The organism is Paenirhizobium selenitireducens ATCC BAA-1503 (assembly GCF_900492185.1).
Classification (GTDB): Bacteria; Pseudomonadota; Alphaproteobacteria; order Rhizobiales; family Rhizobiaceae; genus Allorhizobium; species Allorhizobium selenitireducens_A.
On record NZ_UEYP01000021.1, the window covers coordinates 14,612 to 38,453 of the forward strand.

The window sequence follows — 23,842 nt, forward strand, 5'->3', positions numbered from 1 at the left end:
CTACTTCGTTTCCTCAATGCTCGTCGTCATGCGCAGGACAGTGCCGGTCTCGGACGAGGCAATATCGAATGTTCCGCCGAGACTTTCCACCCGTTCGCGCAAGCCCGCAAGGCCGAGACTGGTCGGACGGACCTGGTTTAAGTCGAAGCCGGAACCGCGGTCGGCAACCTCGACGATCACGAGGCCGCCCTCGGTGCGTTGGGAGACAGCCTGCCCGATGCCACCAGCGTGGCGGTAGGCATTGTTAAGCCCCTCCTGGACGAAGCGATAGATGCAGATCCTGGCGGCAGGGGGAAGGTGCTCAGGCGGTGCCGAGACCGACAGGTTGACCGACGTGCCAGTCCGCATGCGATGAGTGCGGATGGCTTCCTGTAAAATCTCTGGGAGGCTCGCCCCTTCGATCCGCGGCAGGACGAGTCCGCTGCACATTGTCCGGATTTCCTGCATGGCCTCATCAAGGCTGGCCTTGATCGCGACAATTTCATTCTTGCTCACATCATCGAGCGCGGTCGATCTTCGCAGGGCCTCGCTGTCGAGGCGCAGGGCAGCATAGGCAAGAAGCTGAGCAGGGCCATCATGCAGGTCTGCCCCGATCCGACGAAGGTACCCCTCATTGAGCGTCGTCGCGCGCTGTGTGGCGCGCTGCACGCGGTCCCGCAAGGCTGTGTTCTGCGAAAGCGACTCTGAAAGCTCCTCAACGCGTTGCTTCAAGGCATGACGCTGGCGCTCGATTGTCCTGCTTCCGCGAAGAACGATCGCCGACAGCAGAACGAAGAAGACAAAGGTAAAGGCGGCAACGGCGAACCAGGTGTGCAACCTCGTCCGAAGAAGGCTCTGCTGGAATTCACCCGCCGCTTCGTAGAATTCGGAAACGGCCACGACCTCTCCTGACCACGGCTGTAGAACCGGATTATAGATCTTCAGGATAGGCACGGCGGGCTTGATCCCCTCGCTTTCCTCACCCGTGACCACGAACCGCGCAACCATTTTGCCGGAAAAGGCTGTCTTCAGCATATCGTCAATGGCCCGCTTGGTTCCACCTCTGGCGGTCGGATTGTTTGCATACAAGACCGTTCCATCCGACCGCCAGAGGCGGAACAGAAGAAGGCGGTCGCCAAGTGCGCCCTGCCCGAGAGTCTCATCCAGGGCGCGTGCTGTCGTATCGTCCAGCGCTTCATTGCTCTGCATGTCCGGAAGAAGCGGTGCAATTACGCTGTCGACATAGAGCGCTGTGGTCGCCGCCGCATTGCTCGTGACGGTAAGCTCGACCCGGTTCGAAACGAAGGCGCCGATCAGCGCCATGGCGCATACCGAGACTGCGCCACCCATGCTCATGAACTGCATGGCAAGCGACTGGGAATTCCAACGAGAGATGAGATTGCTAATGCGCACCGGGTGCTCGAATCGATTGCCGAAAAATGCGGCAAGATGATTGTTAAGGTTAGGGGAGCGATGTCCGACTGGCAAGACCCTTCCCTCTTATGCGCCCGTGGTATCGGGTCTTCCAGACCTTTGAATGGGGAGAGTCTCAGACCTAGGTCCGAGCCAAGGTGGAATTGGACGGGGGACGGTACCAGGAGGGTATGGCGGCGACTAGTTTCGTCTGACTGGTTCGCCGGTTCTTGGTGGGCCGAACTATGTGATGAACTCGAGGAGATACCCAATGGCTATCAATAACAGCATTGTGCGGAGTGTTCTTGCGCTGAGCCTGGCAGTGGCACCTGTGGCTGCCGGCGTGACGGGGTTTACTACCCTTGCCTTTGCAAAGGGCGAGAATGGGGGCGGCAACGGCGGCGGCGGCAATGGCAATGGCGGCAGCAATGGCAATGGCAATGGCGGCGGAAGCGGCAAGTCCTCGTCCGGTAATACGGGAGAGCGTGGCAATTCCTCGCAAAAGGCGCAGCGCTCCTCTAAGGTGTCCATCACCGAAGACGCGGCGAAAACACCCGGGTTGCGGTCTCTCAACCGCAACTATCACGCCTATCTCAACTCGAACGATCCGCGCATGACGGCGGTTTCCGCCTATGCGCAGGCCTATGCGGAGTTCGAGGCGGCAAATGGTGTAGACGCAATCCCGACCGATCCCGAACTGAGTGATGAAGCCCTGCGCGAAGCGCTTGCCGGCTTTACGAAGGACGGGATTGTGACGGATGCGACGCTCGATGAGGCCAAATCCATCCTCGGCGTGGGTACTGAGGTCGGAAAGATCGATCAAATCCGCGAATCGCTTGCCTCCGACGAAAGCGACCTGGACGCGGCTGAGTAGCAGCCAAAGCGGCAACCGACAGCTTGCGGTTGCCGCAGCTTTTTACGCGGAGCAGCGGGCGAAGTCGATGTGGGCGAGGGACCTTGTTGTGCTAGAATGGTTAATGTCAGAAGGGTGGATCGGTTTTCGCTGCAGACTATTGCTTCCCTGAGCTGGCAGGCCGACCCTCTCTACGCAGAGTGCCTTGGACTGAACCGGACCGTGTTTGCCGGATGCCGTTTGGTTTAAGTTATGCTGCCATGGCTGGTTCGTCCAGCAGGACAAGCATTGTAATCAGCAGCGAAGGTTGACCTCTTAACTCTGCTGAGTAAGGGATTGAGTTACATAAACAAAATTGAGATCCAGTGGATTCACCATCGGCGCCAATCATGACCCCACCCAGGCTGCAAAGTCATGCACTCGTTGCCTTTAGACGGGGGTCAACCTTCGCTGCTGATTTACAATGCTTGCCTAATGGCCGCTGGACGAATTGCCAAAGGCTTCCTCGGGGAACGGGCGCATCGCCGCTGCCGCCGCCGGATCGATCGGCGTACTGGCGTTGTAGCCGAGATAGATCGGGGTCATTGGATTAGAACACCAGCACTTTGTCGGCGGCAACTGTGGCGGCCGCGAGTTCGTTAATGGTACTGCGCCACGCGCCGGCCACGATGTCGGCTTCGGTCAGGCCGCGCGCATCCATACAGGTGCCGCACAGCAGGACCTCTCCCTTGCCGGCAATCACTCCCTTTAGCATGCGCTCGACGTTGTAGTAGCCGTCGGGCGTCCTTTGACCGGCCTTCGCTGCCACGACCGCATCGGCCATGAAGAACACCCGAACGACGGTCGCCGGCTCGCTCTTGGTGAGAGCGAGGGCAAGGCGCAAGCCGTTGTAGCAACGTCCCGTGCCGTATGGCGGATCGTTCAAGATCAGCAGGATTTGCATCGATGTTCTTTCTTCGTGCATCCGAGCTTCGGACAGAGAGCGACTTTCGTCGCCTCGTATCCCTCGACCGAATCCGGCTATTCGCCGAGTATGCGGCGTCGTTCCTCAAACTCGTCCTTGTCGATCTCGCCGCGCGCAAAGCGCTCCTTGAGAATGTCGAGCGCGGTGCGGCCCGGTGGCGTATGATGCGACGGCACTGTTGTCTGCCACGGGCCGCCGACCCAGCGGGCAAGAAAGACCACAGCTGCGATCAGCACTGCGAGAAAAAGGATCATGAACAGCGGCCCGAAAATCATGGCCCACCAGCCTCCACTCCACCCCCACATCATATGAGGGCCCCAAGGGTATCGTTCGGCGTCTAAAGGTACCTGAGCCCATAGAGCGCTTGGCGCGAGGACCGCGCCCGCAGCGACGAACATCGGAACCACAACCTTTTGCATTGGCGATCTCCATCATGGATCAGCATTGGATTGGCGGCGCGGCCGCGAAGCTCGCCCCGTGCCTGCCTCGTGGCTACTCCCGCATGAAGGTCTGAACCTCCTCAGGCATCACCTTGCCGTCCTTGTCTGCGTCGATCTTGTCGAAGATCCGCTTTTGGATCGTCGTGATCTCCTCGAAGGAGAGCCCGCCGTCGCTGTCCGTGTCGGCAATGGCGAACATGATCTTCATCATGAGCCCGCGCATGCGCATCATTGGCATGCCACCCGTCATGCCCGGCTGCATCATGTTGCCCATCATACCCTGGCCCATCATTCCGGGAGGCATCATGCCCGGTTGGCCGGGCTGCGCATTTTGGCCTTGTCCAGCCGTGTCCCCGGGCTGGGCCGGTGGCGCCGCCTGTGTGAGCGTGGTCTCGGGGTGGTGCGGATCGGCCGCGGTTGTTTGCGCGGCAGCACCGGTCGTCGCGCCGATAGCGATGATGGCGGCGAGCGCGGTCGTACGTGATAGTACGGTCAACGTCATGGGAATCTCCTTGCCTCTAGAGGGCTCTGCGGAGCCCGTTCCAGCCCGCTAGCGGCTGCGGCTTCGATACGCAAAAACCAGCAAGTCACAATCGCGATTTGAACTGTAGTCTAGGTCAAATGTCAACGGCGGAGTAAAAACAGGCCAGCAGTAGGGCTGTGGTGCCGACATGGAAATGGCCCCGATCGGGGCCATTTCCATGTCGGCGGCGGTAATCTCGATCAGGGTTTGATGATTTCGTTGATTTCGGGATCGACGCCTGGGTGGCCTGGTTTTGCTCCGCCCCTTGGGTAACACGACGGCGGGCCGCGGACAGTTTCAGCCGATAGCTGTCGCCGTTCATGGTTAGGAGGCTGACGTGATGGCTGAGCCGATCGAATAACTCGCCGGTTAGTCGTTCGGATCCCAGCACCGACGTTCTGTCTTCAAACGGCAGATTGGACGCCACGATGGTCGAGCCGCGCTCGTAGTGTTGGGAGAAGGTCTCGAACAACAGTTCGGCCCCTGTCGATGACAAAGGGACATAGCCGAGTTCGTCGATGATCAGCAGCTTTGCCGATGCCGGACCGCGCTGTAGCTTGAGCAATCGTCGCTCGTTGCGAGCTTCCAGGAGCTGACTGACCGGTGCGGCTGCAGTGGTGAACATGACGCTGAAGCCCGTCTGGCAGGCAGCAAGGCCCAGAGCGAGCGCAACATGGGTTTGAGTAGAAGCCCCGAGTTCCATAGACCCCCTGGGGTTACGTTTTCTGCAGGCGCTCGAACTCGACCGGCGACAGCATTCTGTTTCTGACATGCTTGCGTTTCGGGTTGTAGAACATTTCGATGTAATCGAACACGCCCTGGCGGGCTTCGTCGCGTGAGCGATAGACCCTGCGGCGTATGCGCTCGCGTTTCAGAAGGTTGAAGAAGCTTTCGGCGACCGCGTTGTCGTGGCAGTTTCCGCGACGGCTCATCGAGTGAACCAGATTGTGGTGCTTCAGGAACGAAGCCCAGTCCATGCTGGTGAACTGGGAGCCCTATCCGAATGGACCAGAACCTGATCCTTGGGCTTGCGTCGCCATACCGCCATGAGCAAGGCCTGCAGCACGACGTCCGTGGTTTGGCGGCTTTGCATTGCCCAGCCAATCACCCTGCGGGAATAGAGATCGATGACGACTGCAAGGTAGGCGAAGCCCGCGCAGGTCCGGATATAGGTGGTGTCCATGACCCAGGCCTTGTCCGCAGCCTCGACGTCGAACTGCCCGTCGAGCGTAGCCATACGCTCATTGATCAAAGCGAGGCCAATGTCTTCAGGCGAAGCGACCACCATACCAGGTCACGGCCACAGAGCAGCGTCATGGGATCACGCGCTGGCAGTTGAATGCCTGGCGCAGGGCGGCGCGGGAAGGACGTCTTGTCAGCCGCTCGATGAAGGGCTTTGTTCCGGCGATCGTCGTTGCCGTGCCCGTTGTTGCGATCTCGCCGCCCGCGGTGACTGTCGCTGTGCCGCCTCCTATCACCGATCACGGTCGCATGGAGGTGGTGAGTGCGAACGGCCGGCGTGTGATCGCCGGCCGGCATGTCGACGTTGAGGTCCTGCTGCGGATCATGCGTGGTCTGGAGACGTTACGATGAACTCGTTTCCAATGGGAGCTGTCGACCGGACATACAGACATGCGGTGCGTGGTGTGGCCTGTGGTCGAAAAAAATTGGAGCTTCGCCGGTTTCGATCGTGGCGCCGACCGGGCTGCCATCATGCTAACCCTCATTACGCGGCCCGCCTCAACGATGTCGATCCGAAGGCCTGGCTTGCCGACGCGCTTGCCCGCATCGCCGATCTGCCCGTCTCCCGCCTGCGTGAGCTGCTGCCCTGGGAATGGAAGAAGATCAAGATGGCGGCAATACCGGTTGCCGCGTAAACAGCTTCCGAAAAAGTGCCTCCGACCGCCGCAGACCTTCGTCCGTCAACACCAGCGACTTCGACTTGTTCACCGGGTCGCCGATCAGGCCTTTGCGATGCAAGCGATCTGTGGTCGCCCAGTCAAAACCCTTCCACGCGCAACGCTCTTTGTGAAGAGCCAGCCATAGCAGTGCCAAAACCGCATCATCGATTTTGCCTTCGTCAATCTCCATTCCGCAACGTTACCGCGCGCGACCGTAAAATTCCTGTGGTCCATCCTCGGATGGATACGCTGGAACTACATGCCGAAAAGCGAGCTGGCATGAAGCAGGGGGATGACTTTGTGCGCTGCGCGGCATGCTTGCCACGAAGGTCATCGAGTTGGCGGCATAAGCGATCAGCCCTCCAGATAGGCTCCTCGCTACGCAAAGTATGACTCTTCAGCGACTACGGAATTGGATGCATCGTAAGCGCGATTTTCCCCGCACGTTGACACCGCCTTTCGGCGTTTGATTTCGGAAAGCGTCGCGCTGGATCAGACGGCAGTGGCAGTTTTGGGGAAGTTGAAGGGCAGCAGGTCGGTGATATCGGCGTCGGCGGCGCGCTGAGGCAATTCGGTGAGGACGTGGCGCAACCAGGCTAACGGCTCGACGCGTGAGGCGCGGCAGGTCAGCATCAGACTGTAGACGACGGCACTGGCCTTGGCTCCATCGACGGTGTCGCTGAACAGCCAACTTTTTTGGCCGGTGGCAAAAATCCGGATGTCGCGTTCGAGAAGGTTGTTATCGATCGGCATCCTGCCGTCTTCGGCGTGGCGCGTCAGATATTCCCACTGGTTGAGGGTATAGGAGACGGCATCGCCAAGCTTGCTGTCCGGCAAGACCTTCGGGGCGATTTTATCGAGCCATTCCTTGATGGCGTTCAGGACGGGGATGCTATGTTGCTGGCGGAAGCGGCGAATGCATTGATCTGGCGTTTCGCCTCTGTCGGATTTTTCGTCCCGCGCCTGCCTTTCAACCCGGTAGAGCTGTTCGAAGAACCGGAGCGCCTGCTCCGGCGGACCGCCGCCTTTCTTCCTCGCCTTGAGAGCATCGACAAAGCGCCGTCTGGAGTGGGCCATGCATCCAATATGGGTTGCCCCTTCCAGCGTGCGCCAGGCAGAATAGCCATCACTCATCACAATGCCGCGGTAGTTGCCGAGGAAGGTCTGCGGGTGTATCTGGCCGCGGCCCGGCTGATAATCGAGCAGCACGATCGGCTCGTCACTGTCCTCGCCGCTGCGGTAGGCCCACATATATGACGTGCTGATGGCTTGCCTGCCCTTTTCCTTCAGCACCTGAACCGTCGTCTCGTCCCCATGGATGAGAGGCTGCGCTCTGAGCCGCAGCTTCAGAGCGTCATAGATGCGGGAGAGATGCTTCTCGCTCGAGCCGATCACCCAGTGGCCCAGAGCGCCACGGCTGACGGGAACACCGGCGCGCTCAAATGTCTGCGCCAGGCGGTAGAGCGGTGTGCCGTCTACATATTTGTGAACCAGCGCGAAGGCCAGCGTCGAGGCCGTGGCAATGCTGCCCGGCAAAGGTTGCACGGGCATAGGCGAGATCACGACCGGCGTGTTGATCCCGGTGCGGTCGCAATGACGGCAAGCATATTTGTACCGCACATTCTGCAGGACCTTCGCCTTCACCTCGATATGAAGTTGCTCGGTGACGGTCTCGCCCATGCGATGCATCTGGTGACGGCAGCAAGGACAGGCTTTCTGGTCGTCGGCAAGATCATACTCGACGCGTTCGCGCGGCAGGTGTTCCGGCAGAGGCTTGCGGCCACGCTTCTTGCCCTCCGGCTTTTCGATCGTCGCAAAGCCGGTGTCCGGCAGGTCGACGACCTCGTCATCTTCTTCGCCGTCGCCGTCGTCGTCGTCATCGGCAACCTGCTCGGCTTCATTGAAGAGGCGATCGATGTGCTTTTCGCTTTTCGGCGCAAAACGATGGAGCCGCGCCAGTGCCAGTTCTTCCTCGAGCTTGACGACGCGTGCGCTGAGCTGACGGTTCTCCGTCTGCAGCGCAGCAATGCGCGCCATCAACTCTTCAACAGTCGGTTCGCCAGTTCGATTCATCAGATTCGTGAATCGAAAGCATACCGCCGCGTCAACTGCTCAATTCGGAAGCCCTCAGCCAGCGACCTGATATTGCCGCACCGGGTGGCGGACCATCGCATCGATATCGATGCCATCAAGAATCCAGTGCAACTGCTCGGTCGTAAGCGTAACCACGGCTGTCTCCCGGCGCGGCCACCGGAACTTGTCCTCGGTCAGCCGCTTCAGGACCAGCACAAAGCCCGACCAATCGAAGAACAGGAGCTTCATCCGGTCGCGGCGGCGATTGCAGAACGCAAAAACCGCTGGAGCAAACGGATCGAGTGCCATCGTCTCCTGAACCAGAACCGCAAGGCTGTTGATGCCAGCCCGAAAGTCGATCGGCTCGCGGTGCAGATAAACTTTCAGATCAGCGCCTAGTCTGAACATGACCCAACACTCCGATGATCGCCGTCAATGCATCCACGTCACCGCATTCCAGCATAAGCTTCACGCCGTTCGGCAGTGATGCGCTCACCTTGGCTGGAGAGTAAAAAGGCGCAGCCCTTTTCGATGCCGACCCACGCACTCCATCGCAAGTCCCCGGCACATCCATCGCAGCCATGCTGCTCTGTCGCAGCAAGGCCCGATCGGAAGTGCTTTCAATCTGAACCGGGATAAACGCCGGTGATGAGGATGGCGGGAGGGACTGGGTCTCCGTGCGTTTCTTTATCCACTTCCGAAGAAGGTTCGCATTGACCCCATGTTCGAGCGCAAGCCGCGATACCGACACGCCAGGCTCGAGGCAGGCCGCGACAAGACGGTCCTTCGATGCCGGGTCGTAGCGGCGTCGCCCGTTCCGACTGACAAGCCTCACCCGCAGTTTCTGATCATCGTCTTCCATCACAAGGTGTCCACCTATTTTGGTGGACACCTCATGCATCAGCGCACTCAACAGCAAAAGGTGCCGAGAAATTCGCGCTTACGATGCATCGAGCTATTCGGTGTTCATCAACGATCTGAAGAGAAGGATAACTGTTGACCTAAATCGAGATCTTCACAGACGTCGAACAGGCACGGCGGCCCGTTCGACGTCGACGATAGGCGATTCTCGCAGGGTCAATGTTCCACAAATATGGTCGTGGAACCCGAACCGTTGATCAGGAGAACCTGATATGGCTCTGGACTACCGCCCTCCATCCCAGGTGACCCCATGGGCATTCCGGGGACCGATAAACCAATTGCGTCCGGTTTGGTCTTCAGCAGTCTCGCGACATCCGTTGCGGGAACATGCCCCTCGATGACGTAGCCCTCGACGAATGCCGTGTGGCAGGACGCCGTGTCCGTGGTGATGCCCGCCTTTGCCTTCAGCGCGTTCATCTGCTCGGGCATGACGTTCGTCGCTTGGACCTTAAAGCCGCTCTGGCGCATGTGGGCGACCCATCCACCACAGCAACCGCAGCCGGCGTCCTTGAACACGTGGACAGTCTGCGCGGCCGCCGAAGCCGCCGATAGAGCCACCATCACGGCAGCGATAGACATATGTTTCAGTTCCATTTCGTTGTCCTCTTGACTGTTCGAAAGATAGGATGGACGAACGGCCCGACCGATCGTCCGGCGCTCTCGTGCGGTTGCTTCGCTCAAATTGAACCTTCATATTGGACAAACGACATCATGCCACTCGCCATGTGATAGAGATGGTGGCAGTGGAAGGGCCAACGACCGGGATTGTCCGCCACGAACTCGATCTCGATCCGCGCCATCGGCGGCACATGAACTGTGTCCCGGACCGCCCCGTCGATCGGAACGCCGTTGATTGCGACGACCTGGAAATGATGACCATGCAGATGCATCGGGTGCCCCATCATGGACATGTTGCTCATGGCAAGCCGCAATCTGTCGCCCCGCCGCGCCCGCAGTCGGTCCGCACCGCCGATCTGCCAGTTATAACCCGACATACTTCCGGAAAGGATGAGATCGTAAACGCGTGTCGGCTCGTTCGCGTCCAGCGGCTTCAATGCCCGGAGCCTGCTCTCGAGGATCAGATCGAGGACAGGACCGTTTTCCGTCCCGATCCCAGCGATCTTGCGGATGGCTGCGCCCTCCGTCGCCAGGATGATCCCGGTGCGTACCGGTGCTCCTTCGCGAAGGGCGAGAACGGGATAGGCACCAGCCTGCGAAGGGAGATCGAGCACGATATCCAGGCGTTGGCCCATCGAGATAGGGAAGCGCGTACCGGAAAGCGGCTGTACCGGTTGACCGTCGACGGCCGTCAACTCACCGGTCAACGCGCCGGTGTCGATGGTAAAGGCGGTCGCCGTCGCGCCATTGATGACGCGCAACCTGACTCTCGCTCCCTTTTCGACCATGAAGACCTCCGGATCGTCCAGCGTCCGGTCGTTTGCCAGATAGGCGTCGTACTCGATGTCGTTCAGGTCCATCTTCATCCCCGGCATCGCCATGCCGGGCATCGCTCCTCCCTGCATCTGCATTTCGTGGCCGCCCATGCCGCCCGTCATCCCGCCTTGCCCCATGCCGTGACCGGCGGTGCCTTTCAGGTCCGCAAGCAATTCCTCCGGCGTGCGGAAGGAGAAGTCATGGAGAAGGACGACGACATCCTGGACATCGCTCTTCTGCTCTTCCTTGGTGCGCACAATCAGCGGGCCCGCCAGCAGGTTCTGTTCCTGCAGGGTATGGGCATGCATCCAGTGGGTGCCGCCCGACTGGAGCGGAAAGGTGTAGCGACGCTCCTCGCCTGCGGCGATCAGTGGTAGGGGATTGTCCGGTACGCCATCCCTTTCCCAAGGAGGAGTGAGACCGTGCCAATGGACGAGACTTGCCTCGCCGCTGCGATTGGCGAGGAGGACATCGAACTGGTTTGCGGCGTCAAGCGTCAGGCCCGGTTTGCCATTCGGTCCGATGAGGCCGAAGACCTTCGCCGCCTTTCCGTTGACCTCGATCGTGCGGCTCGTGATGGATAGATTCAGGGGCACTTGTTCGGCCTGTGCATTATTTGTCCACGACAGGGGCGTACCAGAGCCAACGGCTGCCGCGCCGAGCGCGAGCCTCTGCAGGAATTGACGGCGATACATGATCGTTCTCCCGATCTTCAGTCGGCATGACTGAGTGTTGTTGCACATTGATTGATCGACTGCCGCGGTCCTGCGGCAAGTCCAATTCATGCAACCGATCGCGGAGGTTCGAACGCAGGGGGGACGGGGCGGTCGGTCAGCCGGGAGGCGAACTTCGTAAACAGGAGCCTCTCAAACTCTACCCGGCGCTCCATCGACGCATTCAACGGGGCGACGGCACTCTGAAGGCCGCAAGCGGCGAGACAGCAGACCTTTATAGGGTGAAGCATCCCATGATCACCCGTTTGACCAGCGATATGACCATGGACGTGAGTTTCGACCTGTGTCGCCGACGCGCAAAGTGGCGCGGCGTTTCCGACCGAAGGCAAAAATACGGCGAGTGCCAAGGATATGACGATGCACAATCCCCTCATGAACGCTGTGATTTCCCGCAATATCGCCATGCCCATTCCACCAGTTCGACGGCCAGTCTACCATCGATGAGGCACCGAAACTTGATCGCGATCAATCCCCAGCACCTTATATTTTAAGTATGGAGCTTCCCACTAGGGGAAGGTCAAGAGATTGTTTCTCATTGTGCCGGCGAACTAAAGGCCGGCACTATAATTCGGGATATTCTGGACGCTCATCAGCACCACCCACCGGAACATCCACGCGGAGGAGAGCGTCATTACCGCAAGCATCATCTGAGAAAGGTTGCAACCCCAAAAGCATCCCGCCGGGCGCCGCTGAGAGTGCAGTGGGCGATTTTAGGGGGAGGTATATCAGCATCTTTGGATGCCACCGCAGCAAAGCTTGACGATATTCGGATGTCGGCAACGTGATTAGCCTGCCTTTTTTCGCCACCGATGTGGCAACGTTACGCAAATTCTGCCTTCGCGGTATTTCTGAGGGCCTGTGGCGGGATGGTCTTTCGTTCGTTTTGGTAATAAGCACTGATCGATAACGCCCTGTAGCTCGTTCGACAAATAACACATTGGGCCGTTCCAGAAAAAATGATAGGTTTGTTCGCCACCCGGAGGTGAGGCATGCTTCACTGGACTAGGGTTGACTGAGTGATCAGCGACCCGGAATAGGTCCGAAGGCTCCCAAAAGAGCCATTGGCAGACAAATTTCTTGAACAACACATCGGAGATCGAAAACATGCAGGACGGTTCCGGCTCACCGAAATACACGATCAACAAGCTCCTCAGAGGTGTAGACTTCGACGCGGCCGTCACAAAGACGAGAGAGGCATTGTCGGCCAAAGGCTTTGGGATACTCACGGAAATCGATGTCAAAGCCACCCTGAAGAAAAAGCTGGACGTAAAAGTCGACGACTATCTTATCCTTGGTGCGTGCAACCCCACCATGGCGCACGAAGCACTCAAGTTGGAGCCGCGGGTCGGCGCCATGCTCCCATGCAACGTGATTTTGCGAAAAGTGGGGGAACATGAGATAGAAGTGAGCGCCATCGATCCAGTGGCGTCAATGACAGCGATCGACAATAGCGAACTCAAGTCAGTCGCGGTCAGGGTACGGGAACTGCTGCGGTCTGTTGTCGAAGAAATCTGACAAACAACTGGGGTGCCCTAAGTGCAGAGGTGCTGTTGCGCAGTCAGCCAGCTAAAGCTTGGGTGATTCGCGCTCAGCTGAGTTTTCCTGCTGTACAGACCCTGTTCGGCTATCGATGGACTGAAGCGCGAGGTGCGCGGGCGGTGATTGTTCGGATACGCAAAACAGGCGATAGAGCGTTTCCACGACCGGCGCGACGTCTTCCGTTAAAGAATAGAAAACGGTCCGGCCGTCGCGCCGGCTATTTACCAGCCGATCCGAACGCAGACGCGCAAGATGCTGCGAGGCAGCAGGTTGCGGTATATTTAGGATGCATTCCAATTCGGATACACACTTTTCGCCTTCCGTGAGGAGGCAGAGAACCATCAGGCGACTTTCATGAGAGAGTGCTTTCAAAATAGCGCTGGTGTTGCGTCTGTTGATCAGCAAGATTTCCGAACTCCGCTACCAGCGAATCGTCATTACCTAGTCCCGCTCAGGTTCCCTTCTTCGTCGCTTGCAATCACCGAGCGATCCTTGCTCCAGATCAAACAAGATGGGATTCAAACGATAGCAACCGTTCGCTAAGTTCCGTATTGACCTTTCTGCGGCAACACCGGCGATCTGGGAAAAGCCGCCAGATACGTAAGCCTCCGGTGAGGCTTTCAACCCAAAAATGACTCCGCCCATTAAGTTTACTGTGCCCTTCATCGTCCTCTTGGTTGCCGTCTATGTCGTTGTGAAGAGCCTGGCGGGCGCGGCATCGTGGCCGGATTTCGGCAACAAAACTGCCAAAAAGCAATAACTTGTAGGGAATACCCTGTTCCGCTCCGGGATATTTCCAATTTGAATTTCGCGCTTTTCGGTTCTACCCTGCCACATGAAAAAACCAGGATCGGACCTCGTGTCATGGAAGAGAGAAAAGCCAAGCGTTTGAAATGGGTCGGGACCATTGCGGTAACGGTCGCCGTTCTCGCCGCCGGCGTCGCCATATGGATAGTCGTTCCGCCGAAAATCACTGCTGAGGAACCAGATTTCGGCGCCTCCGTCGATCCGACGCTGGTCGAGCGGGGCAGGTATATCGCCCAGCTCGGCGACTGCGTTGCCTGTCACACCGAAAAGGGCGGCAAGGAGATGGCCGGCGGGCTCGCACTCGAAACGCCGATGGGGACCATCTTCTCCACCAACATCACACCCGACAGGAAGACCGGCATCGGCGCATGGACCTTCGGCGAGTTCGACCGTGCCATGCGCAAGGGGGTCGCGGCCGATGGCCACAACCTTTATCCGGCGATGCCGTACCCCTCCTATGCCAAGATCACCGGGGAGGACATGACCGCGCTCTGGGCCTATCTCGTGCATGGTGTCGAGCCGGTCGAGAAGGAGAACCACGGGACGGCGATGAACTTCCCGTTCAACCTGCGGTTCGGCCTGGCCTACTGGAATGTCGTCTTTGCCGACGGCACACCCTTCGTGCCTGATTCGTCAAAGGATGAGGTATGGAACCGGGGCGCCTATCTGGTACAGGGGCTCGGCCACTGTGGCGCCTGCCACACACCGCGCGGCATTGGCTTCCAGGAAGTTGCGATGACCGAGAAGGGGCCAAACGGCGACCGGTTCCTCGCCGGCGAGAAGGTCGAGAACTGGCATGCGGTGGAGCTGCGTGACCTCTGGACCGTCGATGATACGGTCGAACTGCTGAAGACCGGCCAGAACCGCTTCGCCACCGTCTCCGGCTCGATGACCGACGTCATCCAGCACTCGATGCAGAATGGCACCGACGACGACCTCGTGGCCATGGCGACCTATCTCAAGTCGCTGCCCTCGAAAGATCCGAAGCCGGTGCCGCCAAAACCGGTCTATACGGATGCACCCGAGGCGGCCTACACGACCGCTGGTGGTCTCGGTTACATGCAGTTCTGCAACGACTGTCACCGGCCGGACGGCACCGGCGTGAAAGGCGTCTTCCCGGCGCTCGCCGGCAATCCCACGGTTGCCGCGCGGGACCCCTCGACGCTCGTTCACATCACGCTGACCGGCTGGGAGACGGCATCGACCAACGCACATCCCCGCACCTATACGATGCCTGCCTTCGCCCGGCTGGGGGACAGGGAAATCGCCGATATCCTGAGCTATGTGCGCGAGAACTGGGGAGGGGGTGCGCCAGCCATCACCGAGGCGCAGGTCGCCGAGGCCCGCAAGCACATTGACCCGAAGATCGATGCCTCGAACTTTGAAACCCCGCGCCTTGCCAGCCTGCTCGACGAGCCGAACAAGGACCAGCTCGTGCGCGGCATGCGGCTGAATTCGGAAACGAACGAGCTTCTGCCGGGGCACGTTGGCAATGACCTGAACTGCACGTCCTGCCACCTGAATGCCGGCACGGTCGCGGACGGCTCGCCCTATGTCGGCGTCTCCGCCTTTTTCCCGAGCTATGCGCCCCGCGCCGGCAAGGAAATCACCATGGTCGATCGCATCAACGGCTGCTTCCGCCGTTCGATGAACGGCAAGCCGCTGAAGCCCGAATCGGAAGACATGCAGGCCATGGTCGCCTATTTCGACTGGATGAAGGGCGAGACCAAGCCGGAAGACAAGGTGCCCGGCCGTGGCGTAGGCAAGATCGACCAGTCGCTCGCTCCCGACCCGGTCAACGGCGAGAAGATCTACGCTGCCCAGTGTGCCGTCTGCCATGGTGCAAACGGCGAGGGCCTGAAGGATGAGACCGGCCGTATCGTCTATCCCGCGCTGTGGGGCGACCGTTCGTTCAACATTGGCGCGGGCATGGCCCGCACCTATACCGCCGCCGCCTTCGTCAAGCGCAACATGCCGATCGGTTTCCATGAAAAGTTCCCGCTCGGACAGGGCGGCCTCTCCGACCAGGAAGCCCTCGATGTCGCCGAATATTTCAGCCACATGCCGAGGCCCGACTTCCCCGACAAGGTCAAGGACTGGCCGAACGGCGGTAAACCAAAGGACGCTCGCTATTAGCCTCGCCAGCGTCCCAACGAAGACCGGCCGCCATCCCCCCGGCCGGTCTTTCATTTTGCCTGCAGCTTCCGTCTATGCCAATTTTGCAGCCATGATCCGGTCGCTGTTCATATTCGCTCTTATCGTTTACCTCCTCGCGACGGCAGCGGAGGCGCGCGAGGTAAAGATCGCCGTGCTCGCCTTTCAGGGTTCGGAGCGGGCGGCGAGAGATTTCGAACCGACGGTCGCCCATCTCGGGCGGACGCTTCGCGCGCATCACTTCACCATGGTGCCCCTCGATCTTGCTGGCATCTCGAAAGCAGTGGAGGCGAGATCGATCGATTTCGTCATCACCAATCCCGGCGAATATGTCGACCTTGAATCCCGTTTCGGCGTCACACGGCTTGCGACGCTGGAAAGCCGCGACCATGCCGTGCCGACCGATACGGTCGGCTCCACCGTCATCGTGCCGAACCGTCCGGGACATGCGGCGACCTTCGCGGAACTGGCCGGTTTACGGCTCGCGGTGGTCGCGACCGATGCGTTCGGCGGCTGGCAGGTCATCTGGCGGGAGATGGACGAGGCCGGCATTGCGACCTCGAAACTTGCCGGTCTGGTCGAAACCGGCTTTCCCATGGAAAAGGTACTGGCTGCGATCCGCTCTGGCCAGGCCGACGCCGGCGTGCTGCGCACCTGCCTTCTGGAAGACGAGATCGCCGACGGCCGGGTGAAGCCGGACGAATTCGCCGTGGTTGCCGAACGCGCCGTCCCCGGTTTTCCCTGCCAGTTCTCTTCCCGCCTTTATCCGGACTGGCCCTTCGCCCGACTTGCCGGCACCTCTCCCGATCTCGCCAAGGCGGTGACCGCGAGCCTGCTCACCATGATGCCCGTGGAAGGCCGGGCCTGGACCGCGCCACAGGATTACACCTCCGTCCATGCGCTGTTCCGGCAGCTCAGGATCGGGCCTTACGAATATCTCGCCCATTCCACGCTGATAGGTTTAGTGCGGGCGAACTGGCACTGGTTTCTCACGGCCGGTCTCGGCCTCGTCTGGTGGATCATTCACGTGGCACGGGTTGAAACGCTGGTGCGCAGGCGCACGACGGAACTGACCCGTGAAATCCAGGAGCGCGAGAAGGCCGAGCAGACGGCACGCTTGCACCGGGAGGAACGCGACCAGTTCTCCCGCCTCGGGATCCTCGGGGAAATGGCCTCCAACATCGCCCATGAACTCAACCAGCCGCTCGCTGCCATCACCAATTATGCCGAGGGCATGACCCGGCTGATCGACGCCGGGCGCACCGATCCCGCCATGCTGCGCGACGGTGCGCGCGGCATCGCCGGACAGGCCGAGCGGGCCGGCGTCATCATCCGTCGCATCCGCTCCTTCGTGCGCCGGCGCGAGGTCCGGCGGGAAAGTCTCGACATCAACGAGGTCGTGCGCGAGACGCTCTTCCTGTTCGGGGGACCGGCAGGGCGCAGCGGCGTGCCGTTTCACGTCCACCTTGACGCCGGACTGCCATCGCTGACCGCCGACCGGATCGAGATCGAACAGGTCCTGCTCAACCTGCTGCAGAATGCTCTCGACGCGATGGTCGGCCATGAGGGACGCGGGCGCGGCATCGGTGTCTCGACCGCACGTTCGGACGATACCGTCAAGATCGCGGTCAGGGACCATGGCACTGGGCTGACCCCGGAAGTCGAGGCGCATCTGTTCGATACCTTCTTCACCACCAAGCCGCAGGGGTTGGGGCTCGGCCTTTCCATCTGCCGCACCATCGTGGAAAGCCATGGCGGACGATTGTGGGCGACGAACGAGGTGACCGGCGGGCTCACCATGCACTTTACCCTGCCCCTGTCACCGGAGGACAGCCGATGATCGACAACAATGACCAGCCACTGGTTCTGATCGTGGATGACGACGAGGCCATGCGCCGATCCATGGCCTTCCTGTTTTCCTCGATCGGGTTGGAGGCGCAGATATTCGCGTCGGCGGCAGAACTTCTGGAAGCCCTGCCTGCGGAGGAAGCGCTTCGCCCTGGCGCACTGGTGCTGGATGTTCGTATGCCTGGCATGAGTGGCCTGGAGTTGCAACGCCATCTGACGGATCGCGGCTTTCTCTTGCCAATCCTGATCGTCACCGGCCATGGCGATGTGCCGATGGCGGTCGAAGCGCTGAAAGCTGGAGCTTTCGATTTCATTGAGAAACCCTTTAAGGAGCAGCTCCTTTTGGATGCCGTAGCTGCGGCGATCCGGTTCTCGCGGGAAAACCTGACGCGCGGCGCGCGACGACGCAGCATCAAGGGACGGTTGGCGCGGCTGGGCCGGCGGGAGTGGGAGGTGATGGAAAGGGTTCTGGCCGGCAAGCCGAACAAGGTCATCGCCTACGAGCTGGACCTTTCCATCAAGACTATTGAGGTCTATCGCGCCTCGGTTATGACGAAAATGGAGGCACGGTCGCTGGCTGAACTGGCACTGATGGTCAGCTCGGTAGCAGGCGGCTGGACGGAGCCGGGCGCCTGTTGATCGGTGCGCACTCCGGGTCGGTCAGTGTCCAAAGCAGATACGCCGCCGGCAGAGGCGTCGAACTGCGGCGGGTTTTCGGCATCGCCGGGAAACAGCACGCCATGGCGTCCGCCAGGCTGAAGCCAGTCACCCGAAGTTGGTTCAATGAGCCGGTCGCACAAAATGGCGGCCGCTTCAAGAGGGTGATGAACACGGCACTGGTGCGCAAGTTGGTTGTGGCGTTGTGGAAGCACGCCAGCGTCGGCATTGTGATCGAAGGCGCGGTGGTCAGACCGTGACCGTTCAAGCGCATAACAGTTCGGCACAGGCCTGATCAGCCTCGCCGGAACCAGGTGGACGACCGAATTGCGGCCTGGCTTGAAACGCAGTCATCGAGATTGGTCTCGTCCTCCTGAGCCCAAACCGCCGCAGGCGGGATTGTTGTGTAGCCGTTGGAACGGCGACTGGATATGAGGTTGATACGTGCAAGGCGCGCGGATCATGGAACGGGCTCAGACCGCAGGTTCATAAGGCGAACTCAGATGCGCCACCAGTGCCAGCTCATGGTTGGAAGACCGTTTGGCTTCAAGAGAGCTGCCGTGGCTGTCGCCCGCAAACTTGCTGTGATCATGCACACGATGCTCAAAACCGGCAAGTTATTCAACCCCAACCCGGGAACCGCAATGTAGATCCGGATGGTGTTCAAACCCTGAACGCCTGATCAGCGTCCCCGCCGGGACGTGAGCCGAGCCATTCCGTTGATGGGGTTGCATCGCTGTCTAAGCTAAGTGCGTCAACCACATTGAAGGCTCGCCCCGCGAAGCTCCATCATGCGGCGCCTGATGTCGTCCGCGAAGACAACCATGCACCTGGCAGCGCCGTTCCGGAAAACTCAGGCTTGACGCCTCAACTGCATTAGACAATACCATCAGTTCAATCAGGGGCTCGGCATGGATGGATCCGCTGCCGCCGAAGAGGCCACGCGTGCCGACCAGCCCACTGGAGACGGACCCGAGGCCATATTGATAGGATCAAGGATCATCGCTGTCGCGGCGGCCGTCAAGCGACCTCTTTCTTCATCTCCGGAGACACCAGCCATTCGAGGCTCGTCAGCATGCCGTGCCAATAATTCGGCGGAAGGACTTCCGACTTTAGATACCAGGCAAGGCTCGAGGGCTTCGTGCCGTCGATGATCCAGGTGGGAAATGTCGGAAGAAGTTTGCCGCCATAGGCGAACTCCGCAAGGACGATCTTGCCGCGCTCGACCATCGAAGAACGGAATCTACCACCTCGGCGACGATTTCAAGCCGGATGGTTCCCAGTGGGACCGCCTGTTCAAGGACGGCGACACATTCGACGTCGGCAAGATCCCGGTCAGCGTCACTTTTCGCCCTGCCACATTGGCGTCAATCACCTATATCGCAGGCGACGCCGCCTTCGTCCATGACACCTTAATGCTGTCGGGCGGCGGCATAGCGCTTGGCGAATCTCTCACTTCGGCCCCAGGATCATCTCAAGGGCAGCGCCCTGGGGCAGACCGGCCACATTGCCAATGCTGCCGTCGACCTTCCGAAAAACGATTGCAGGCGTGCCTGCAAAGCCTAGTTCTGTCATCAGGGCGGCATTGGCTTCAAGCTTCGCGGCCATGTCGGGAGCCACCGTTTCCAATGGCGAAATGCCGCCATTTTGATAGTTCAGCTCGTTTTCGGCTAAAGCGTCCTGAGGAGATGTCGCCTCGAGGATGGCGGCCGCCTTGGCCGGGGAATCCTGCCTGATCACGCCAACCATGACGTGGCGCAACTGTACCTTGCCTGTCTCGACCCATGGTCTGGCAGCCGTCCAAAACTGGTTGCAGTAGGGGCAATTCGGATCCGTAAACACGTAGACGATCCGCGGCGCATTTTGTTCACCGTCCTGTACCCACGTCGATCGCTCGAGCTTTTTCCACCCCTCTTCTTTGATGGGTGCCTCAACCATTTCCTTGAGCTGCGCCTCTGCCATGTCCTGTCCCGATCCATCGACAAGCGTTCCGACGACTACGTGTTCGCCATCCGGCGTCAGGTAGAGCGCCAGAGGTTGAGCACCGGCTTTCGCGGCAAATGCTCTCAGCCCGCCGGGGACCTGCATCTCGCCGAGGATGGTTAGCCCCTGCTGTTCGATTACCTTCAGGACTGGCGGATAGTCCTCTGCTTTCGGATCGACATCCTGCGCAGCGCCGAAGGTGGCCGCGAAGGCGCCGCAAAGCACTGTGGCAGACAGCAGTACAACAGATTTGGATCGTATGAAACTCGTAAGGCGCATTAGGGTCTCCCTTCAGGTCTGTGCTTGTCGGCCTTAGCTTAAGGCACGCTTAAGGCACACGCAGCAATCCGAAATCCCCGAGACATTTCGTGGGCGCCGGATCTGCCGACCGGTCACTTCGGGTGGTCTGGAATCCGGCCTGTCTTGTAGAAGGTTCGAAGCTCCAACATCCAGAGCTGTCGCTCCCTCAGCATCGTTCTGAAGAACACAAGCTGCTCGGTCGAATAAAAGTGTCTCCAGGAAAGGCAATGGCGAAGTGCCGTGCGTCGCAGGCAATGATAGCGTTCTCGCGGCGTTCTTTGGTTTCCTGCGGCCGGCGCTTCGCGCAGGAAGAGGCCTAGGATCGCCTCCTGCTTCTCCTCGGAAAGGCGCATCCAATCGCGTACCAACACATCTTCCCTTTCGGCCTTCTGGGCAGTCCGTTCATGGTATCGGTTGCGATATCGCGTCATCTGGATAGCCATGCACGACGTGCTCACACTTGTTCAGACGCTCCGAGCACGACGACGTTCGCACCCGTTGGAACATGATTGTAAAGATCGATGACGTCCTGATTGAGCATGCGGATGCAGCCTGATGAGGCTGCCGTCCCGATCGTCCATGGCTCATTCGTGCCGTGGATGCGGTAGAGCGTGTCCTTGCCATCCTTTACGAGATACATGGCTCTGGCGCCGAGCGGGTTCTTGTCGCTGCCGTCCATCCCATTCGACCACCTGCCGTAACGTTTCGGATCACGCTTCAGCATGTCGGGAGTCGGTGTCCACCGTGGCCACTGGCGTTTGAAGCCGATGTGTGCTGACCCGGAAAACTCAAAACCCGCCTTTCCCACGCCGACGCCATATCGGAGAGCCTTTCCATTCTTCTTCACCAGGTACAGGAAGCGGCTGGACGGATCGACAACAACGGTGCCGACAGGGTGTTCGGTTGGGTAATCGACAAGCTGCTTCAGGAATTTGCTGCCGATCTTCTTCGTATCGACCGCTGCGACCGGAAAGGGCTCGTCGGTAAGCGATCGGTAACGATCCGGTTCGGATGCGGCAGGCTGATGGTCACCGACCGGCAGTTGATATGCAAGCGGTCGAACTGCAGGCGGTTCGGATGTTGCACAGGAAGCAAGGCCGATCAGGGTCGCGATTGCGAGGACAAGCTTTGCGCCATGGCTTAAGTTGTTGCGCGCGCACGCACTGGAGCCAGCAAGGTTCATCATTCGGCGTCCTTGTCACGTGCGTCTTTGACAGCATCTTTGAAGTCATCAAATGAAAGGACCGAAGGCAGGATGAGCGTGCTGATCGAGCTACCGAGATCGTGGTGCACCTCCAGATTCCGACCTTGATCTCTGGCTGCGATAAGCGGGCCTGAAGCCAGACTTGCCGTGCGAGGAGGTGAGGGTTGTAAGGGCATTGTTGTTGTTACGCTCCACGTTCTTGGGAGGCAACCGCGTCGCATCTCTACCTTAAGGCTGCCTTAAGGCTAGCGAGCCAGCGTTCTGCTGCTGCAGTTTCCACTGCGAGAGAACGAAAGGACCTGGCAATGCCTGAGAGAAACAAGCTGACCATCGTTCAGCTCAACGATGTGCATGGCTATCTTGAGCCCCATCCCGAGCTTGTCTGGGGACATTCGGGACCGCTCTTCCCGATCCTGGGCGGCTTCGCCAGAATTGCGGGCGCGCTTCGTCGCATTCGCGTAGAAACCGGAGGTAATCTTCTTACATTGGACAATGGGGACATGTTTCATGGAACCTATCCGGCCGTCGTCAGCAAGGGTTACGGAATCGTTCCCGCCGCTAACGCTCTCGGCATCGACGCCATGACGGCCCATTGGGAATTTGCGTGGGGACCGGATCACTTCGAAAAGCTTGCCGCAAAGCTTAACTATCCGGTTTTGGCGCTCAACTGCTATCGGACAAACGATGGTACGAGGCCGTTCTTGCCGTCAGCCATATTCAATCGGGGTGGGGTCACCGTCGGCGTCATCGGCATGGCGGCGACCATTATTGACAAGAGCATGCCGCCGAGCTTCAGCGTCGGGCGCCGGTTCGACATTGATGAGGTGGCCCTTTCGATGGAAATCCAGCGTTTGCGAAACGAGGAAGTCTGCCAGGTCATCGTGGTCCTTTCGCATCTAGGATTGCCTCAAGATGCAAAGCTGGCCGAAGCGGTGGATGGTATCGACGTCATCCTGAGCGGCCACACCCATAACCGCCTTCGTACCGCAATCTTGGTTCGCGAGACGATTATCATTCAATCCGGTTGCCACGGCTCATTTCTTGGGCGCCTCGATCTGGTTATCGGTGAAAGAGGCATTCTGTCCTTCGACCACATGCTCATTCCAATCGATGACAGGTTTCAAGCAGATGAAGCGATGCAGCAGATCGTCGATGACATCATGCGGCCGCACCGATCTGAGCTTGGACGGCAGGTGGGCGTGACACTGATCCCTCTCCACCGAAATCTTCAGCTTTATTCGCCCATGGACGACCTTTTGCTTCATGCAATCGCAATGGCTGCCGGCACCGACGTGGCCTTTTCGAATGGCTGGCGGTACGGCGCTCCAATTCCTGCTGGCCCCGTGACAGTCAACGACCTTTGGAACATTATCCCTACCAACCCGTCAGTTTCGGTGACAGACCTGCTGGGTGCCGACATCCGACAGATGATGGAAGAAAATCTCGAGCGGACCTTTTCGCCGGATCCCTACAGGCAGATGGGCGGCTATCTTAAACGCTTTCGCGGTTTGACGATGTTCGGAAAGCTAGAGAACCCCGCGGGTCACCGGATCGAGCACATTTTCTTCAAGGGCCGGGAGCTTGAGGATGACGAGGAGATTGCCGTCAGTTTTGTGACCGCTCAGGGAGTGCCGGAAAAATATGGGCATGCGCGCCGAGATCTTTCGATCAGGGCAATAGAGGCTCTGGAAGCGTGTCTTGCAGCCGGTGGCGCCGCCTCCCCCGATGACGTCGGGCGCTTCTATGTAAGTTGAGGCACGCCAGCCGAGGATGACGAGAGACCCGGCCTTAAGTTTCCCTTAAGGTTGGCAAGATCCAATCGCCTGCCGTTACGAGATCAACGCCTTCGCGCAGGGGAATATCATGGAACTCACTCTTGGGCTGTTGCTGGCGCTGAGTTTCGTGGTCTCTTTGCTCGCACTGGCCTTTCTGATCTGGGCCCTTGTCAATCGTCAGGTCACAGTAGACCAAGAGGATGCAGCAACGATTGTTGATTTGCACTGAGAGCTGACCCGGGATTTGCGCCGAGAAGTGACCCGCCTTAGGTATCGTCCGTCGTGGTTGGGGTGGTCAAGTTCCTCCGTTTCTCCTTCGTCGCTTTGGGCTCATGGGCCG

At 59.5% G+C, this 23,842-nt stretch carries 22 protein-coding genes and 6 pseudogenes; 11 read left to right on the forward strand and 17 right to left on the reverse strand.

Going from position 1 to position 23,842, the window contains the following annotated elements; genetic code table 11:
- Positions 1 to 1,344 carry a sensor histidine kinase gene (locus RHIZ70P_RS21195; protein WP_115672516.1) on the reverse strand — a complete coding sequence of 448 codons (1,344 nt, stop codon included), beginning with the start codon at positions 1,342 to 1,344 and terminating at the stop codon, positions 1 to 3.
- Positions 1,345 to 1,663: 319 nt separating this feature from the next.
- On the opposite strand from RHIZ70P_RS21195, the gene RHIZ70P_RS21200 reads away from it, so the two are divergent.
- Positions 1,664 to 2,266 carry a hypothetical protein gene (locus tag RHIZ70P_RS21200; RefSeq protein ID WP_115672517.1) on the forward strand — a complete coding sequence of 201 codons (603 nt, stop codon included), beginning with the start codon at positions 1,664 to 1,666 and terminating at the stop codon, positions 2,264 to 2,266.
- A 568-nt stretch (positions 2,267 to 2,834) separates the two neighbouring features.
- On the opposite strand, the gene RHIZ70P_RS21210 is transcribed toward RHIZ70P_RS21200, so the two are convergent.
- From RHIZ70P_RS21210 to RHIZ70P_RS21230, 5 genes and pseudogenes are all read right to left on the reverse strand, one after another.
- A complete protein-coding gene (locus tag RHIZ70P_RS21210) occupies positions 2,835 to 3,188 on the reverse strand; it encodes a DsrE/DsrF/TusD sulfur relay family protein (protein WP_115672519.1) in 354 nt (117 codons plus the stop codon).
- A 77-nt stretch (positions 3,189 to 3,265) separates the two neighbouring features.
- Positions 3,266 to 3,484 (reverse strand): SHOCT domain-containing protein, encoded by a 219-nt coding sequence (locus RHIZ70P_RS21215; protein ID WP_235842305.1) that lies wholly within the window; start codon positions 3,482 to 3,484, stop codon positions 3,266 to 3,268.
- A 217-nt stretch (positions 3,485 to 3,701) separates the two neighbouring features.
- Positions 3,702 to 4,151, reverse strand: coding sequence for an EF-hand domain-containing protein (locus RHIZ70P_RS21220; RefSeq protein ID WP_115672520.1), 450 nt, complete (start codon positions 4,149 to 4,151; stop codon positions 3,702 to 3,704).
- A 286-nt stretch (positions 4,152 to 4,437) separates the two neighbouring features.
- A pseudogene (locus tag RHIZ70P_RS21225) lies at positions 4,438 to 4,854 on the reverse strand (ATP-binding protein); the annotation flags it as partial.
- 34 nt (positions 4,855 to 4,888) lie between these two features.
- A pseudogene (locus RHIZ70P_RS21230) lies at positions 4,889 to 5,400 on the reverse strand (IS3 family transposase); the annotation flags it as partial.
- Positions 5,401 to 5,456: 56 nt separating this feature from the next.
- On the opposite strand from RHIZ70P_RS21230, the pseudogene RHIZ70P_RS21235 reads away from it, so the two are divergent.
- Positions 5,457 to 5,765, forward strand: a pseudogene (locus tag RHIZ70P_RS21235) (IS66 family insertion sequence element accessory protein TnpB); the annotation flags it as partial.
- A 41-nt stretch (positions 5,766 to 5,806) separates the two neighbouring features.
- Positions 5,807 to 6,049: pseudogene (locus RHIZ70P_RS21240) on the forward strand (transposase domain-containing protein); the annotation flags it as partial.
- Here the strand turns inward: RHIZ70P_RS21240 and RHIZ70P_RS21245 are convergent.
- The 6 genes from RHIZ70P_RS21245 to RHIZ70P_RS21270 all read right to left on the reverse strand — a co-directional run bounded on the left by RHIZ70P_RS21245 (position 6,018) and on the right by RHIZ70P_RS21270 (position 11,196).
- A complete protein-coding gene (locus RHIZ70P_RS21245; protein WP_115672524.1) occupies positions 6,018 to 6,263 on the reverse strand; it encodes a DUF6429 family protein in 246 nt (81 codons plus the stop codon). The pseudogene RHIZ70P_RS21240 and the gene RHIZ70P_RS21245 overlap by 32 nt on opposite strands.
- Positions 6,264 to 6,565: 302 nt before the next feature.
- Positions 6,566 to 8,146, reverse strand: a complete 1,581-nt coding sequence (tnpC, locus tag RHIZ70P_RS21250; RefSeq protein WP_115672526.1) for an IS66 family transposase — start codon at positions 8,144 to 8,146, stop codon at positions 6,566 to 6,568.
- A 54-nt stretch (positions 8,147 to 8,200) separates the two neighbouring features.
- On the reverse strand, positions 8,201 to 8,554 hold the full coding sequence (gene tnpB, locus RHIZ70P_RS21255; protein ID WP_115672528.1) for an IS66 family insertion sequence element accessory protein TnpB: 354 nt from the start codon (positions 8,552 to 8,554) through the stop codon (positions 8,201 to 8,203).
- Positions 8,535 to 9,008: an IS66-like element accessory protein TnpA gene (gene tnpA / locus RHIZ70P_RS21260; RefSeq protein ID WP_181904096.1), complete on the reverse strand. Its 474-nt coding sequence runs from the start codon at positions 9,006 to 9,008 to the stop codon at positions 8,535 to 8,537. Before tnpA ends, tnpB begins: the two co-directional genes overlap by 20 nt.
- 215 nt (positions 9,009 to 9,223) lie before the next feature.
- Positions 9,224 to 9,661, reverse strand: a complete 438-nt coding sequence (locus RHIZ70P_RS21265; protein ID WP_115672530.1) for a DUF411 domain-containing protein — start codon at positions 9,659 to 9,661, stop codon at positions 9,224 to 9,226.
- Between the two features lie 83 nt (positions 9,662 to 9,744).
- Positions 9,745 to 11,196, reverse strand: coding sequence for a multicopper oxidase family protein (locus RHIZ70P_RS21270; protein WP_115672531.1), 1,452 nt, complete (start codon positions 11,194 to 11,196; stop codon positions 9,745 to 9,747).
- Positions 11,197 to 12,339: 1,143 nt separating this feature from the next.
- Here RHIZ70P_RS21270 and RHIZ70P_RS21280 point away from each other — a divergent pair.
- On the forward strand, positions 12,340 to 12,750 hold the full coding sequence (locus RHIZ70P_RS21280) for a DUF302 domain-containing protein (protein WP_115672547.1): 411 nt from the start codon (positions 12,340 to 12,342) through the stop codon (positions 12,748 to 12,750).
- A gap of 51 nt (positions 12,751 to 12,801) precedes the next feature.
- Here RHIZ70P_RS21280 and RHIZ70P_RS21285 read toward each other — a convergent pair whose 3' ends face one another.
- Positions 12,802 to 13,179: an ArsR/SmtB family transcription factor gene (locus tag RHIZ70P_RS21285; protein WP_235842307.1), complete on the reverse strand. Its 378-nt coding sequence runs from the start codon at positions 13,177 to 13,179 to the stop codon at positions 12,802 to 12,804.
- A 459-nt stretch (positions 13,180 to 13,638) separates the two neighbouring features.
- Here RHIZ70P_RS21285 and RHIZ70P_RS21290 point away from each other — a divergent pair, with 459 nt between their 5' ends.
- The 5 genes and pseudogenes from RHIZ70P_RS21290 to RHIZ70P_RS21310 all read left to right on the forward strand — a co-directional run.
- Complete coding sequence (locus RHIZ70P_RS21290; RefSeq protein WP_115672534.1) at positions 13,639 to 15,717, forward strand: c-type cytochrome; 2,079 nt, start codon at positions 13,639 to 13,641, stop codon at positions 15,715 to 15,717.
- Between the two features lie 55 nt (positions 15,718 to 15,772).
- Positions 15,773 to 17,575: a sensor histidine kinase gene (locus RHIZ70P_RS21295; RefSeq protein WP_210209771.1), complete on the forward strand. Its 1,803-nt coding sequence runs from the start codon at positions 15,773 to 15,775 to the stop codon at positions 17,573 to 17,575.
- Complete coding sequence (locus RHIZ70P_RS21300) at positions 17,572 to 18,222, forward strand: response regulator transcription factor (RefSeq protein WP_115672535.1); 651 nt, start codon at positions 17,572 to 17,574, stop codon at positions 18,220 to 18,222. The genes RHIZ70P_RS21295 and RHIZ70P_RS21300 overlap by 4 nt, the downstream gene beginning before the upstream one ends.
- On the forward strand, positions 18,219 to 18,500 hold the full coding sequence (locus RHIZ70P_RS21305) for a hypothetical protein (RefSeq protein WP_115672536.1): 282 nt from the start codon (positions 18,219 to 18,221) through the stop codon (positions 18,498 to 18,500). The genes RHIZ70P_RS21300 and RHIZ70P_RS21305 overlap by 4 nt, the downstream gene beginning before the upstream one ends.
- A gap of 282 nt (positions 18,501 to 18,782) precedes the next feature.
- A pseudogene (locus RHIZ70P_RS21310) lies at positions 18,783 to 18,890 on the forward strand (IS110 family transposase); the annotation flags it as partial.
- Positions 18,891 to 19,260: 370 nt separating this feature from the next.
- On the opposite strand, the pseudogene RHIZ70P_RS21315 reads toward RHIZ70P_RS21310, so the two are convergent.
- The 4 genes and pseudogenes from RHIZ70P_RS21315 to RHIZ70P_RS21335 form a co-directional block, all read right to left on the reverse strand.
- Positions 19,261 to 19,467, reverse strand: a pseudogene (locus RHIZ70P_RS21315) (TIGR01244 family phosphatase); the annotation flags it as partial.
- 225 nt (positions 19,468 to 19,692) lie between these two features.
- Entirely contained in the window at positions 19,693 to 20,502 is an 810-nt protein-coding gene (gene dsbG, locus RHIZ70P_RS21325) for a thiol:disulfide interchange protein DsbG (RefSeq protein WP_115672537.1), read from the reverse strand.
- Between the two features lie 113 nt (positions 20,503 to 20,615).
- Positions 20,616 to 20,966, reverse strand: coding sequence for a hypothetical protein (locus RHIZ70P_RS21330; protein ID WP_115672538.1), 351 nt, complete (start codon positions 20,964 to 20,966; stop codon positions 20,616 to 20,618).
- A gap of 11 nt (positions 20,967 to 20,977) precedes the next feature.
- Positions 20,978 to 21,709, reverse strand: a complete 732-nt coding sequence (locus tag RHIZ70P_RS21335; protein ID WP_419178325.1) for a L,D-transpeptidase — start codon at positions 21,707 to 21,709, stop codon at positions 20,978 to 20,980.
- 323 nt (positions 21,710 to 22,032) lie between these two features.
- Here RHIZ70P_RS21335 and RHIZ70P_RS21340 point away from each other — a divergent pair, with 323 nt between their 5' ends.
- Together RHIZ70P_RS21340 and RHIZ70P_RS23110 are read left to right on the forward strand one after the other, a co-directional pair.
- Positions 22,033 to 23,481 (forward strand): bifunctional metallophosphatase/5'-nucleotidase, encoded by a 1,449-nt coding sequence (locus tag RHIZ70P_RS21340; protein WP_115672540.1) that lies wholly within the window; start codon positions 22,033 to 22,035, stop codon positions 23,479 to 23,481.
- 109 nt (positions 23,482 to 23,590) lie between these two features.
- Positions 23,591 to 23,731 (forward strand): hypothetical protein, encoded by a 141-nt coding sequence (locus tag RHIZ70P_RS23110; RefSeq protein WP_181904097.1) that lies wholly within the window; start codon positions 23,591 to 23,593, stop codon positions 23,729 to 23,731.
- The last annotated feature ends 111 nt before the right edge of the window (positions 23,732 to 23,842 follow it).